Source organism: Microcoleus sp. Pol12B4 (genome assembly GCF_036701385.1).
Taxonomy (GTDB): domain Bacteria; phylum Cyanobacteriota; class Cyanobacteriia; order Cyanobacteriales; family Microcoleaceae; genus Microcoleus.
In genome coordinates this window covers 10,449-23,509 of sequence record NZ_JAUBQR010000033.1, presented here as the reverse complement: position 1 = coordinate 23,509, position 13,061 = coordinate 10,449, and the positions used below count along the sequence as shown (strand labels likewise).

Genomic DNA, 13,061 nt, shown 5'->3' with positions numbered 1-13,061 from the left:
AAAATTTTAGAAAAAGAAAATAGCGACAGACAGGAAATCGCACTTTTATTAGATAATTATTTAGGAAAGGACGATCGCATTTTCGTCCAAAAAACCCAGATGGGAAACAGCGAAGCATACATCGGTTCAGTCACCCTAGAATGGTTAGACTCTCGCGTCCGTTTCGCCTCGCAGATGCCGCTTTTCCGCCAAAAATTTGACCTCCAAACCAACAACATCGTCCGCGACGACGAAACCATTGACGAAATTATCCAGCGTCCCTTAGATTGGTCGCGGCAAGCCACCCTAACTCAATATTTAGCAGCCCGAAAATCGCACAAATTCCCCGCAGTTTTAGTAGTCGTCAGTCCCCCGTGGGTAGATAATCCTTTAGCCGAGGAATGGGATAAAAATGGCGTAGCAACCAAATCCGCGACTGAATTTACATCCTTTGATAAAAATGAGAACTTAGGGCTTTTGAATGTCTCTCAAAAAGTCTCAATTTTTGCCTTAGACGGCCAGCATCGGCTGATGGGAGTTCAAGGTTTAATGAGTTTAATTAAAACCGGAATCCTGCAAAGATACAACAAAAATAAAAAACCTGTGGGCGCTGCAATTACTCTGGAAGATTTAGCAGAAGAGTATCAAATAGACCCCGAAACCGTGTATAAATTAGCTCACGAAAAAATCGGGATTGAGTTTATCCCGGCGGCGGTAGCAGGGGAAACGCGACAGCAAGCACAACGGCGCGTGCGATCGATCTTTGTGCACGTTAACCTAATGGCGGTAACGCTGAGTCAGGGCCAGCTAGCATTATTGAACGAGGACAACGGATTTGCGATCGCGGCCCGAAAAATTGCCGTCACCCATCCCTTATTAAAAGAACAAGATGACAGAAACCCCCGCGTCAATTGGGATAGCGCCACAGTCGCAGCAAAATCAACTGTCTTAACCACATTGCAAGCGCTGCAAGATATGTCCGAACGGTATTTAGAATACAAATTCCCTCATTGGAAGCCGGAACGAAAAGGTTTAATCCCCATGCGTCCCGAAGATGAAGAACTAAAAGAGGGAATTGAAGAGTTTAAAAAATTGTTCGATCATTTAGCAACTTTACCCAGCTATCAAAGAATTGAAAGCGGCGAAGAAACGGCTGAATTGCGCCGATTTAGTTTTGAAAAGCCAGGGGGCGAGGGAAATATTTTGTTCCGTCCAGTCGGTCAAATTGCTTTAGCTAATGCTTTGGGAATTCTAGTATTTAGGAAGAAACTTTCCCTGAAATCTATTTTCGACAAACTCCGCAGGTACGATGTGGATGAAGGATTTAGCCACATGGACAATCCTGAGTCTGCCTGGTACGGGATTTTGTACGATCCGAACAAAAAGCGAGTGCTAGTTTCTGGAAAGGATTTAGCGACGAAGTTAATTGTATATTTGGTGGGGGGAATTCAGGACGATATGGAGCGAGCTCATTTGCGGCAAGCGGTGGCGGAAGCGAGGACTTTTGAGGATAAAGCTGTTAGTTTTAACGGCCGATTGGTGCAGCCGCAAGAGGTAGGATTGCCGCCAGGGCTGTCTTAGCAAAATCCCTCTATTTACATTAGTTTTCATAGCCCCAGGATAATCTATAAATTATTCATCCTGCTAAGAAGTCTAGAGCTTCAGGCGTTAGCCCCTCTAAACCTGGAGGGGGAGCGACTGGACGGGCATTTACCTCAGCGATTAGATCCAAAAGATTGTCAAGTAGATCGCCTGGAACATCAACGCATTTGCCTTGGATATATTGAAGTCCAGCCGTAGCATACTCCTCAAATACTTTAATGGGATCGTCTTCGCCTTTTTGCCGATCGCGTCCCAGTATTTCAATTGACTCGGATTCAGCTAATGCTAAAACATGGATAAATGCGTCATCATTGCTACCTTCAAAAACATTCCAGCGGATTTCGCGACCGTGAGTGCCCTTACCTCTGGGCTCTCTCTTTTTGACAAAATACCAGCCAACTGCGGCGGCAAAATTCATTACGGCTTTATTCGTTTCAAAAGGGCCTTGCTCTCTCAGTTGGTCAATTAACTGTTCAAAGTCGGCAGGCATGGTAATAAATTTCTCTGCCATTAGTGTTCCACCTCTACAATCTGGGTTTGTTCAAATTCATGATTAGATTTGACTACATAGGGATATTCCCGTCCCCGCAAAGTAATTGTCTTTGTCTTTGTTCCTTCTTTGGTAGTGAAGCATTGCAGTATCCACTCAGAGCCTATTCTTGACTGCAACTCTTCCTCAACTTCTTTTTTCCACTGGCTGTCAGGAACCAAGAAGATTACCTGTGGCGCAAGAGTGGGTATCCAGACAGCTAACTCTCTTTTATACTCCGACTCTAGTTGACCAAAGGGTGCATCTATGACCAGTGAGTAGAGTCCGCCTTTAAAAAGAATTGACTGATTTCGATCCACCTTTTCATCATAGATTGAGCGAGCTTTATCGACTAAGCTGCCAATAAAGGCGAGACTCAGCACTTGTTTTTCACCTGTAGAAGCACCCACATGCTTCTCAACGCCACCAACATTCTTAGTCAGACACAGATGATATTGCTCATCAAGCTTAGCTTGGTAGTCTTTGATTGCGATCCGACTCCACACCTCACCCAATCGCTGCGACAAATCTTGGCTAAGCTGTTGGTGACGCAGTTTCCTGATCTTTTCAATCGCGGACTTAACATTTGACATAGCTTCCAAGCGCTGTTGGGCTAGCTTTCCCCGCTTGTCTACCTTATCTAGCTTTTTGATTTCGCGATCTTTCTCCTCGAGCTGCGCTTCTAATTCCTTAATTAGCTTTTCCTTATCATTAATTTCAATGCTCAAATTAGTAATTTCTGTTTCTAATTTCTTGCGCTGTCCTTCAAGTTTGACGCGATCCTCGCCGTACTCGCGATTGCCAATTTGAGACGAGAGCTCGTCCAGTTCTTCCTGTAGGCGGCGAATGTCTTGATGAAGTTCGCCTTGTTTTGTTTGAATTTTGGCAATCTCTAGAATAGCGGTTTCGCGCCGCTGGAATAGTGACAGTAATTTTGCGTTTGTGACTGATACCGCCCCCTCTAACTCTTCTGAACCGACGCGATCGCGCCACTCTCTCACGTACTTGTAAAAATTTTGACCCTCAATCAAATCGCGCCCGCAGATACACTCCCCTTTTTCAAGCAGTTCGCTGACAAACTGACGTTTCATGGGAATGGGCAATTCCCCTTTTTGATGAGCGGATGCTAAGATTTCCTTTGCTTTTGCTAGAATCTCTGGAACTAAAACTAAATAACCGTGCTGTGATAGCTGCTGTGCTAATTTCCTACGATTTTCTCTTAACTGTTCCTTGGTAGATTCCAGTTCTTTTTCTTTCGCTTTGCGTTCAGTTAGCCAAATGGCTAACTCAGGCATTTCAGAAAGCTTGGTATCTATTTTTTCCTTCTCCTCATAGAAGGCTTTGAGATTGAGCCGCATTTGTGCGAGTTCTTCTTCCACCTCTTGCTTTTGTTCTTCTATGTGGTTGCGTTCTTGACTTGCTTTCAAGCCTTCTTGACCAGCGTGCTTGGCTATTTCATCTCGCAAATCCTTCGCGACTTTCCCATTCGGGTCAAGGTGTGCGATCGCCCGGTCGAATACTTCTATATCCAGCAGCACTTTCACCCCTGATTCAATCTGTTCGCCGGCTTCTGTACTTGCCAGTTTTTCAATGCGTTCGCCGTTGAAGAAGAAGAAAGGGTAAAGGGATTTGGGCAATAGCTGTTCTAGGGAGTCTTGGGGGTTACCTCGTTCTTTAATTTCCCCTGTTTCATCGATATATTTCAAAGTTAATTCAGCAGGTCTATGAATGCAGCGTTTGCCTGTATCATCTTTACCGATGAGAAGCTTTCGTTCGGCTGTATAGTCTAGTCCTTTATCGTTAAAGATTAACTTGGCCGACGTGACCATATTTTGTTGAGGTTTAAGCTGCGCGAATACTGCCTCGGTTACTAAATCCTCTGGATTTTCAAAGTCTGGTGAAAATACTCCGTACAATAACCAAATAAAAACATTCAGTAAAGTAGTTTTTCCTGAACCGTTAAACCCATGAATCACGGTAACATTGGTTTGGGGGTTGGTGGCAAAGTTAAGAACTTGCTTACCAGAGAATTGACGAAAGTTTTCAATAATGAGTTGCTTAAAAATCATTTGATAATCTCCGTAATTGCTTTCCAAATATCTTCATTAATACCTCTTGGATTTTTCATGTGGAGCTTGTCGCGCTCTGCTTTAATAACCCTCCATAGAATTTCGCGCTCTTCAGCACTTAGCTCTCTGAGAATAGACTCGGTCTGCTTTTTCATATCCTCTTCCGCTCCTGACATTTCATTCCTCCACGCCTAAGTCAAGTAAGTTTAAGCGATCGCGCAAATCTAATAATTTACCCAGGGCTTCTGGCCCATTGACAGCCAGTTTAGCAAACTCGATTGTCCGCCTCAACTCTTTTCCAAATAAACCGCGAGTTAGGGCATAATGGGGAGAATCAAGGCGCGTGAACTGTGCGGGCGGTTCCACTACAAAATCAAAGATTTCTGCGATTTGTTTTCCTGGTGAAGTTCGTAAAAGACGGCCCCGCCGCTGGATAAACTGACGGGGATTAGAACTGCTGGCAAGAATGAAAGCTCTTCGTGTTTCTGGAATATCAACTCCTTCATCTAAACATCGAATAGCAACCAGGCATTGAACCTCACCTTGCGCGAACTGATGCCGTAGTTCTTCTCGCCGACTCAGAGGAGTTTCAGCAGTGTACTTAGCAACTGTCATACCCAAATTACGACCTAATAACCGGGTGACTGCATCAATTTGGCGTTCTACAGATTTCTCTGATTCTGTTTCCACTGTACCATCACCGCAATAGATCAGGTTGTGTGTGGTATGCCTCATAGGAGCCATAAGCGACTGTAAAACCTCAAGTTTGCCTTGGGCTGTGGCAATGAGGCGCGATCGCTGAATTAGCAAAGCCTCGATGCCTGTCGATGCTTCCTGTAAAGCTTTATTATTTGCCTCCAAAGCGCGAGCAATTTTTACGGTTAACTCATAATATAGATCGAATTCATCATCTGTGAGTTCTACAAGTTAGCGATAGGGGCAAAGAACCCCTTCTTTAAGAGCTTCACTCAGAGTGTAGTGAACCAAAGTTGATCCGAAATAGTCAGTTAGTGCCCTACTTCCTGTTGCATCAAACCAGCGTTCTGGTGTAGCAGAGAGTCCTAATCTATAACCAGCCTTTTCAGGTAAACAAGTCCGCAACTGCTCTGCACCAAAATTGTGAACTTCATCGACAATTAAGAGAAACGGGCTAGAAAATTTGCGGATTTGGTGTTGGAAAAGTTCTGAGGAGAAAGTAGCATTAGAGGTGATTATGCTTGCTAGAGGTTGGATTTTAGCTCTTAAGTTGTAGAGGCGAACTGATAGCTCTTCTTCCCATCGAGTGCGGCTGATAGCACAAGGCAGTGGGTTGAGTCTAAAGCGTCCTGCTTCTTCTATCCACTGGGAAACAAGGTGAAGATAGGGGCAGACAATAACTATTAGTAATGGGGAACCAATATGTTTGTATAGATTGGTAGCAGCGGCAAGTGCCGTGATAGTTTTTCCACTGCCAGTTGCCATTTCAAGAATGCCTTTTCCAGAATGAGTAAACCACTCGCGCTGAGCGCGTATCTGGTGGGGTCGCAGCGTTATATCGCTTGGCATCTGGAGCGTTTCGCTTTGAGGTTTCGCGGGGGGTTCTTCTTTTAAAGGAACTACTTTATAACTTCCTTTACGTTCTGAAACAGATGGTTTAGGTTTTTGTGGCAGTCCTGGTTCCCATTGAGGCGATCGCTCCGGGTACAGCCGCAGCAGGGATCTCCGAGCAGTTTCGGGAAAGCTTATTACTTCTAAATTCTCAGTATTATTATTCCACAGCCGCTGAAAGTTTTCAGCTTTTCTTAGAGCGCGATCGCTGACTCCCTGATGCCAGCAACAGAATACATCAATACATTCAAAATTGTCAATTAAAGCTGATGAACTTTCGTTAGCTGAACCAGTAAAAGCAACTAAATTGCTGTTTTTATCGGCAAATATTCCTAACTTTTCATGATAGATGCCGTAACGGCGAAGGTTTTTAGGAATTGCTAGCTTGATTTCCAGCACTCCCTGTCCCAACAGCCAAGCCAAACAAACTAAGCGATCGCGCACAGTTTGCTCAAACTCTAAGTCGAGTTCTCGCAAAATTGCACTCGCAATGACTTCTTCCCGCTGTCTCAACCCTGCCGCGATCGCCTCCGCATCTTCTGGGGACAAATGTGGAGAAGCCACGAGCTGCATCTTGCCGCCCACTCGAATCAATGCTGTCAGTCCTTTTGCGGCGGCTGCCATCGAAGTGCTAGAGAAAAAACCAACGGCTCGCTTGTAAACTGTAGCATTTTCCAAACAAGGAATGTAAAATTCTTGGATTAGATCGCAGCGATCGCTCCGGTACTCATCTTGAATCGCTAAATCTCTCAAGCTCAACGCCGTACCCCCTAATCCCCGCTAATTTTTCTAGTATAGACTAATTCTCGCTATCTAGCCGCTGTCAATAAAATGAGTTCTGCTGCTACAGGCAAATGATCCGACTCAGTTGCCTCCAAAACCGAACTAGATTTAGCACCCCAATGCTTTGAATACCAAATATAATCAATCCGGCAAACCGGATAATTTAATCTCCAATTCGCGCTTTTTACCAATAAGTTAAGTTCCCAACCGTGAGGCCAGGTAAAACCAAACCCAAATCCAGATTTTCGGAAAGAATCTTGCATGACTTTCTGCACTCTGTCATAGTCTTGAGTTTCGTCTGTCATATTAAAATCGCCCGCGACAATTACTGGCAGAGTTTCTCGCTCAACTCGCTGCACTAAGTCTTGAATTTCAGGCGATCGTTTGTCATATTTGTAAACTGGAATTTTGAGAAAACGCAATTTTTTATATCGGCTCAACCACGGCCCGGTAGCTTGCATATTATAAATCACTACTTCTTGTTCGTTAAATTTAATAATTGTCCGCTGCTGCGTTTCTGGATGGCCGGCTAAGTGCAGTATTTCGCTAGATACAATCGGATATTTACTGAGAATTCCTACAGGGGGAGTGCCAATTTGATACGGGTAGTCTGCTTTTAACCAGGTGAAAGCTCTTTCGGTATGTTTCCTAACGATTTCTTGTAAAAAGATAATATCTGGTTTTTGCTGGTTAATCAGTTTTAGTAAAGTAGGTGACTGAGTTTTATGCCAACTGAGGTTATGGGATAAAATTTTGATGCTGGGCTGGGAATCTGTGATTTTGATTGGTGTGGGATAAAAGTATTTGACGTGCAGCCAACTTATTAGGAGGATGCAGGCGATAGCCGAAATAATAGTGAACCATCTTTTTTTGATAATTGACACTCCGATGATCGGAAGCAAGAAAAGTGGGAATAAAATTAAGGGGCTAAAAGTGCTAATTAAGGCAATAATCCACAGTCTATCCCAAAAAATTAGTTTGAAAATGAAATAGCAGATAATAAATGCTGAGTAACTGTAAGCGAGAAATTTTGCAGCTTGCTTTAAGCATCTCTGGATTATATCTTTTGGGATGTGCTTCATTTAAAACCTATTAAAATAAGAACTTGCTTAAATCGAATTCTTCATTTGACCGATGTTGATTGTCTCTTTCAGAAATCAAAACCAACAAAAGGCGATCGGTATAATCCGCCGCACCCCGCAACTCTTCTCGCAAAATTTCCAGTCCACCATTAGCATATTCTTCAAAAATTTGCAAGCGTTCTGCTTCCAATTGTTCGTCGAGATGGGAGAGAATTTGAGGATTTTTGGTTTCGGCGATCGCAATTAACTTAATCGCCATATCGTAACCCCTGGATACAAAAATATCAACATCTATCGCACCGGGTTCTCGTTTAGAAATTTCCCCCAAAGGCGATCGTTTTTTCCGCTGCTTTCCCAAGGATGCAGCGAAAGCGATGACATCGGCGTAAGTCTGGAAAGGGCCAGTGTTGTTATCCGATAAAGTTAATGATTTGACTAACTCCGCTTTATCTTTAGCAATTCTAATTTTGTTAGCAGCCATTGCCATAATATCTAGTTTCTAACTATAATACATCTCGCAAATATCCAAAAGTCCGCACAGGCGCACTTCACCATGTCCGCAATAACATAATTTTTTGTGCAAAACCTCCTCTTGCTTCCCGTCGCTTCATTTGTTCCGCCAAAAGCCGATCGCCCGAAATGCCAAAACTCGCCATCACCGCATCTATCACCTCATACAAATCCGCCAATTCCGCCACCAAATCTTCCTCCTGGGCCTCCGCCGCTTCCCCCGCTTCTTCAATCAATTTCTGCAGCAAAGCTTGACGGTATTCTGCTTCAGACAAAATTACAAACTCGCATTCATTCCCGCTTTCCCGAATAATTTCAGGAATGCGATCGCGAACCAACTTATGATACTCTTTTTTCACGTCAAACTCCCTTCAACCTTGACTAAAAGTTTGAATCAACCAGCGATTTATTTCCCCATCATCTTCTGTTTGACTCCGGTTCAAAGCTTCCTCAACTAACCGGATTTCCAGCCCCGGTAAAACCCGCGACTCTTGAATTCTCCCGCTACCTCCGCCATTAATCGCAAACGCAAAAACCTCCCGCGTGTTTGCACGTTCCACCCAATATTCACTAATTCCTGCATTTTCGTAAAGCAACCGCTTAGTGCCTAAATCATCGTTAAAAGAAGATGCCCCAATTTCTACTACCAAATTAGGCGGATCGTATTCATTCAAATCAACTGTTGAATTGCTGTCATCAGGAGGCACTCTCAAATCTGAACCGATATAGTAAGCTAAATCAGGTTGAAACTCGCCAATACCTGCTTTACGAAAACTGGTATTAGTAAACTGAACTACTCGGATATTTCTCAAGGTGGCAAAAAGAATAATTACATAAGAAACGATCGAATTTTGACGCCCGTGCAACGGCCCTACTGGTGACATTTCTACCCTCATGTGTTCTTGATAGTAATAAAACTTGCCCTTTTCCCATGCTGAATCCTCAGCAAAATTCAGAAACTCTTCCCACGTCGCCTTCACCCAAATATCCGTTTCCAAAACCTGCGTAATTACCGAATTAGAAGCCATAATCCACCTCTACAATTTCCGTATATTCAAATTCATTGGGACTGCGCTTAACTAAAGGATAGCGCGTCCCGCCAAGTTCGATCGCATCTTCTTCACAATCAGCTTTCGGAGAATTGTACACCAGCACGTATTCCCTGCCTATAGAACTTTCCATCTCTTGAGCAACTTCTCCGCGCCACTGAGTTTTTGTCACCAAAACTACCAATTGATTCGCCAACTTTGGCAGCTTATTCGCGATTTGCTTGCGATAAATCTCGTCCAAACTGCCAAAGGGAGAATCCATCACAATTGGAAACGTACTGCTATCCGGGCCCATCAAAGTATTTTTTTGACTCCACTCCCGCACGCCGTCAATAATTCCGCCGATAAACGACAAACTGAGAATTTGATTTTCTCCTGTAGAAGCGGCAACCAAAGATTCTTTTCCCGACGTATTTTCTACTAGCGTTAGTTCGTATTTATCGCTCAACTTTGGGATATAAGGAGTAAATGAAATTTGACTAAAAATATCTTGCACCCGCTTTTCTAACTGAGAACAAAACTGTTTTTCTAAGCGCGATCGCACTTCTGTTAGGCGATCGATCGCATCCTGAGTTGCAGCAATCCGGCGCTGGGCTAATACTTGCCTTTGCTCGTTTAGTTGCTGCTTGTCGATTTGCTTGTTCAAAGCCGATACCTGCGCATTCAAACTCTCAATCTGCTGCTGGTTAGAGCCTGTTTCCCGGTGTAAATCGCCAATTTTTGCCTCAATTTCATCCAACCGCTTTTGCAAGCGGCTGACATCGCCGTCAGGAAAATTTCGCAGCTTGCTGTGAATATCGTCTAGCTGATTTTCCACCCGAGAAAGTTCGGTTCTGTCACGGCTGATATTGCCTTGCTGTCGGTCAATTTCCTCCCAAAAATCAGCCACTTGTCTCTCAATTTCATCTACGCGATCGCTAATCCGAATAGTTGTTTCTTCCACATCCCCAATTCCAGCTTTATCCATCCAACCGCTAACCTGTTGGCGAGCTTCAGATCCCTCCACTAACTCCGCACCGCAGATACACTGCTGCTGCGCTAATAACTCTTCCAAAAACGGTCGCTGAATCCCCGAAAGTAAATCGCCTTTTTCCCGCAAACCTCCAATAATTACTTCAAATTCCGCCGCCGCATCCGACAGAAAGACCGCGTAACCGCGCACAGAGATTGCTCGCTTTAGAGCATCTGTAGCCTGTACAATTTGTTGCTTAAATAAACTTTTCTGCATTTCCAATTCGTCTCGCAACTTTTGTAAATCCGCAGCACCGCTAAGTTCCAACAAGTTGCTATTAACTGCTCTTTTTAACTCCCCTTGGTTCGCCAATTCCCGCTCTATTTCTACTTGTCTGCTCGCAAGTTGCTCAGCTTCTTGCTCAATTTTGTGCTTGTCTTTTAAAAGTTTCTTCGTTTCAGCATTCCCAATTATATTTAAATCTGTCTCAAGAGATTTTTTTGCTTCTCCTAAATGCCGGATCGATCTATTCAACACTTCCACCCCCAGCAACTCCTTAGTAGCTTCCGCAATTTCTGCCTTCTTGTCGTGGCGGACAATTTGCTCGATTCGCTCCCCGTCAAAGAAGAAATATTTATGTAAACTTTCCGGCAAAATCCGCCCGATAATATCATCGGGATGCTGATCCGGCTTCAGCCAGAGACCGTTCTCTTTTGCTACATTCAGAAACAATTCAGCCTTGCCATGTTCTACAGTGCTTTCACTTTTATAACCACGACAAATGCGTCTTGCTTGATAGCGCGTGCTGTCGTGCTCAAACACAATTTCCGCCCAACAGCCTACGGCTTTTCCCATTTCTGCCTCAGCCAGAGCGCGCTTGTTTACTAATTGTTCTTCCGCCGCAAAAGCTGCGCTAAATTTTCCGTAAAGTACCCACGTAAAGGCATTCATTAATGCAGTTTTTCCAGCGCCATTATTCCCGTGAATTACTGTAATATTTTGCCCACCCCAAGCTAGCTTAATTTCGGGGCTTTTGCCGTAAAATTGACGAAAGTTGCACAGAGTAATTGAGATTAACTTCATACAATTGCTTCCTTAATGATTTTTAAAATGTCATCGTTAATGTGGCGGGGAGCTCTCATATACAACTTATCTTTTTCAATTTCCAATACCCGCTCGATAATTTGTCGGACTTCGGGCGGCGCGCTAGTAATTGGTTGCTGTACGTCGCTAAATTCCTGGTGAGTTTGATAAGCAGAACGCTTTTCTGCTAAAATGCTTGTCGGTACGGCTGCGATCGCACTATCTTCATATCTAAATGCCATAATCAGATTTTCATTCAGATTTTCCGTCATATTGTTTTTGCAAATATTAAAATATACAGGGCCTAGGCTCATGGGCGAGAAACCCGGTTTCTACGAGTTTTGCGAACAGTCACGAGAAATCTACAAAGAAACCTGGTTTCTGAAGTCTGGGTGCGATCGCGAACTAAACTAGCAACTAAAACTGCTATCAAATAATTCTATATTCTCAAACATAAACCGAACCTTAATAAATGTCAAATATCTAATAGCCCGTACCGTCTCTGAATTTGCAGCAATTTCACCCTAGCTTCTCCAGCATTATCGGCTAAATCTGCAAATTCCAAGAACCGCTTCAACTCTTTTCGCAGCAAATTGCGCTCGACTTCTAAGGTTTCTCTGCCCAAATCTGGAGGCAAAACTATCATGTCAAATAAAGTTGCCCTTTCCTTCCCCGGATGCGGCCGCAAAATGCGTCCTCGGCGCTGAATAAACTGGCGCGGATTGCTGCTGCTTGCTAAAATTACAGCATTGCGAATTGCTGGAATATCAACGCCTTCATCCAAACAGCGAATCGCGACTAAACCTTGCAATTCTCCACTCTCAAATTGCTGGCGCAATCGTTCTCTTTCTGCTAAAGGAGTTGCCGCAGTATAAGTGTTAACTCGGTAGCCTAATTCTGAACCCAATAACTTCGCAGTTTCTGTTAGTTGGCGGTTGTTATTTCGGCGCGCACCTCCTTCGATCGCACCGTCGCCGCAGTAAAATAAAGTATGGGCTGTGTCGAGACGGTGAATCATTAATTCTCGCAAAGCTACTAATTTATTAGCCGCCGCCCCAATCAACCGGGCTCGCTGCATTAATAAAGTCGTTAAAGCATCGTTTTCTTCTACTTTTTCATCGCCCCAAAGCGCCCAGCCAATCTTTTGAGTTAAGCGGGAATATTTGCGGGTTTCGGCTTCTGTCAATTCTACTAAAATTGGATAGTATAAATAATGTACTAATGCTTTTTGGCGGATGGCGTCGGCTAAAGTGAGTTCCGGCTGCAAAACAGGGCCGAAATAATCTAAAATAGCTTCGGTTCCTTGTTCGTCGAAATGCCTTTCTGGGGTGGCGGAAAGGGCGAGTCGTAGTCCAATATTGCGCGGCAAACTTTCTCCTAAACGGGGCGCGCCTAAGTTGTGAACTTCGTCTCCAATAATCAGGGTTTTTTCTGGGAAATAGCGCAGTTGCGATCGCAAACTATCTCCCATTAAGGTAGCATTAGTAGTGATGATTGTGAGAAATGCTCGCTCGCCAGATCGCACTTCATACAAACCCGCAGCCAGCTTATTTTGCCAACTGCGGGCGCTATCAAAAGCCAAAATAGGTTTTAAACCAAATTTCTCGGATTCGCGCGCCCACTGATTCACCAGGTGGCAGTAAGGGCAAATTACGAGCAGGACTTGCAGGTTAATTTTATTGTATAATTCAGTGGCGATCGCCAGTGCAGTAATCGTCTTGCCGCTACCCGTCGCCATCTTCAGCGTACCGCGTCCCTGATTCGCAAACCAATTAGCAACCGCCACTCGCTGATACTGTCGCAATTGCAGCGATGGCGGCATTTTCGGAAATCCAA

13 protein-coding genes are annotated in these 13,061 nt (G+C 44.1%); 1 reads left to right on the top strand and 12 read right to left on the bottom strand.

Annotated features, from left to right (window positions below; genetic code table 11):
- A partial coding sequence (locus QUA38_RS07140) for a DGQHR domain-containing protein (protein ID WP_333160413.1) occupies positions 1-1,560 on the top strand: 1,560 nt, incomplete at its 5' end.
- A gap of 55 nt (positions 1,561-1,615) precedes the next feature.
- Here the strand turns inward: QUA38_RS07140 and QUA38_RS07135 are convergent.
- The 12 genes from QUA38_RS07135 to QUA38_RS07080 all read right to left on the bottom strand — a co-directional run.
- The gene (locus QUA38_RS07135) at positions 1,616-2,092 is read right to left on the bottom strand and encodes a DNA phosphorothioation-associated protein 4 (RefSeq protein WP_333160411.1); all 477 of its coding nucleotides are present in this window, start codon (positions 2,090-2,092) and stop codon (positions 1,616-1,618) included.
- Complete coding sequence (locus QUA38_RS07130) at positions 2,092-4,179, bottom strand: AAA family ATPase (RefSeq protein ID WP_333160409.1); 2,088 nt, start codon at positions 4,177-4,179, stop codon at positions 2,092-2,094. Before QUA38_RS07130 ends, QUA38_RS07135 begins: the two co-directional genes overlap by 1 nt.
- Complete coding sequence (locus QUA38_RS07125; protein ID WP_333160407.1) at positions 4,176-4,355, bottom strand: hypothetical protein; 180 nt, start codon at positions 4,353-4,355, stop codon at positions 4,176-4,178. The genes QUA38_RS07130 and QUA38_RS07125 overlap by 4 nt, the downstream gene beginning before the upstream one ends.
- 1 nt (position 4,356) lies before the next feature.
- The gene (locus tag QUA38_RS07120) at positions 4,357-5,040 is read right to left on the bottom strand and encodes a helicase-related protein (RefSeq protein WP_333160405.1); all 684 of its coding nucleotides are present in this window, start codon (positions 5,038-5,040) and stop codon (positions 4,357-4,359) included.
- 66 nt (positions 5,041-5,106) lie between these two features.
- Positions 5,107-6,525: a DEAD/DEAH box helicase family protein gene (locus tag QUA38_RS07115; protein WP_333160403.1), complete on the bottom strand. Its 1,419-nt coding sequence runs from the start codon at positions 6,523-6,525 to the stop codon at positions 5,107-5,109.
- A 50-nt stretch (positions 6,526-6,575) separates the two neighbouring features.
- Positions 6,576-7,433 carry an endonuclease/exonuclease/phosphatase family protein gene (locus QUA38_RS07110; RefSeq protein WP_333160402.1) on the bottom strand — a complete coding sequence of 286 codons (858 nt, stop codon included), beginning with the start codon at positions 7,431-7,433 and terminating at the stop codon, positions 6,576-6,578.
- 208 nt (positions 7,434-7,641) lie between these two features.
- On the bottom strand, positions 7,642-8,112 hold the full coding sequence (locus tag QUA38_RS07105) for a DNA phosphorothioation-associated protein 4 (protein ID WP_190742092.1): 471 nt from the start codon (positions 8,110-8,112) through the stop codon (positions 7,642-7,644).
- A gap of 67 nt (positions 8,113-8,179) precedes the next feature.
- Entirely contained in the window at positions 8,180-8,500 is a 321-nt protein-coding gene (locus tag QUA38_RS07100; protein ID WP_333160401.1) for a nucleoside triphosphate pyrophosphohydrolase, read from the bottom strand.
- 12 nt (positions 8,501-8,512) lie between these two features.
- Entirely contained in the window at positions 8,513-9,169 is a 657-nt protein-coding gene (locus tag QUA38_RS07095) for a Uma2 family endonuclease (protein WP_333160399.1), read from the bottom strand.
- Positions 9,159-11,225 carry an AAA family ATPase gene (locus tag QUA38_RS07090; RefSeq protein WP_333160397.1) on the bottom strand — a complete coding sequence of 689 codons (2,067 nt, stop codon included), beginning with the start codon at positions 11,223-11,225 and terminating at the stop codon, positions 9,159-9,161. Before QUA38_RS07090 ends, QUA38_RS07095 begins: the two co-directional genes overlap by 11 nt.
- A complete protein-coding gene (locus QUA38_RS07085) occupies positions 11,222-11,497 on the bottom strand; it encodes a hypothetical protein (protein ID WP_172193115.1) in 276 nt (91 codons plus the stop codon). The genes QUA38_RS07090 and QUA38_RS07085 overlap by 4 nt, the downstream gene beginning before the upstream one ends.
- A 203-nt stretch (positions 11,498-11,700) precedes the next feature.
- Positions 11,701-13,061, bottom strand: a 1,361-nt coding sequence (locus QUA38_RS07080; RefSeq protein ID WP_333160394.1) for a DNA phosphorothioation system restriction enzyme, incomplete at its 5' end; no start/stop codon positions are given.

What these genes read in the sequence shown, in the direction of transcription:
- QUA38_RS07135 (WP_333160411.1), bottom strand. Translation starts at nt 2,092, where the DNA reads ATGGCAGAGAAATTTATTACCATGCCTGCCGACTTTGAACAGTTAATT.
- QUA38_RS07130 (WP_333160409.1), bottom strand. Translation starts at nt 4,179, where the DNA reads ATGATTTTTAAGCAACTCATTATTGAAAACTTTCGTCAATTCTCTGGT.
- QUA38_RS07125 (WP_333160407.1), bottom strand. Translation starts at nt 4,355, where the DNA reads ATGTCAGGAGCGGAAGAGGATATGAAAAAGCAGACCGAGTCTATTCTC.
- QUA38_RS07105 (WP_190742092.1), bottom strand. Translation starts at nt 8,112, where the DNA reads ATGGCTGCTAACAAAATTAGAATTGCTAAAGATAAAGCGGAGTTAGTC.
- QUA38_RS07095 (WP_333160399.1), bottom strand. Translation starts at nt 9,169, where the DNA reads ATGGCTTCTAATTCGGTAATTACGCAGGTTTTGGAAACGGATATTTGG.
- QUA38_RS07090 (WP_333160397.1), bottom strand. Translation starts at nt 11,225, where the DNA reads ATGAAGTTAATCTCAATTACTCTGTGCAACTTTCGTCAATTTTACGGC.
- QUA38_RS07085 (WP_172193115.1), bottom strand. Translation starts at nt 11,497, where the DNA reads ATGACGGAAAATCTGAATGAAAATCTGATTATGGCATTTAGATATGAA.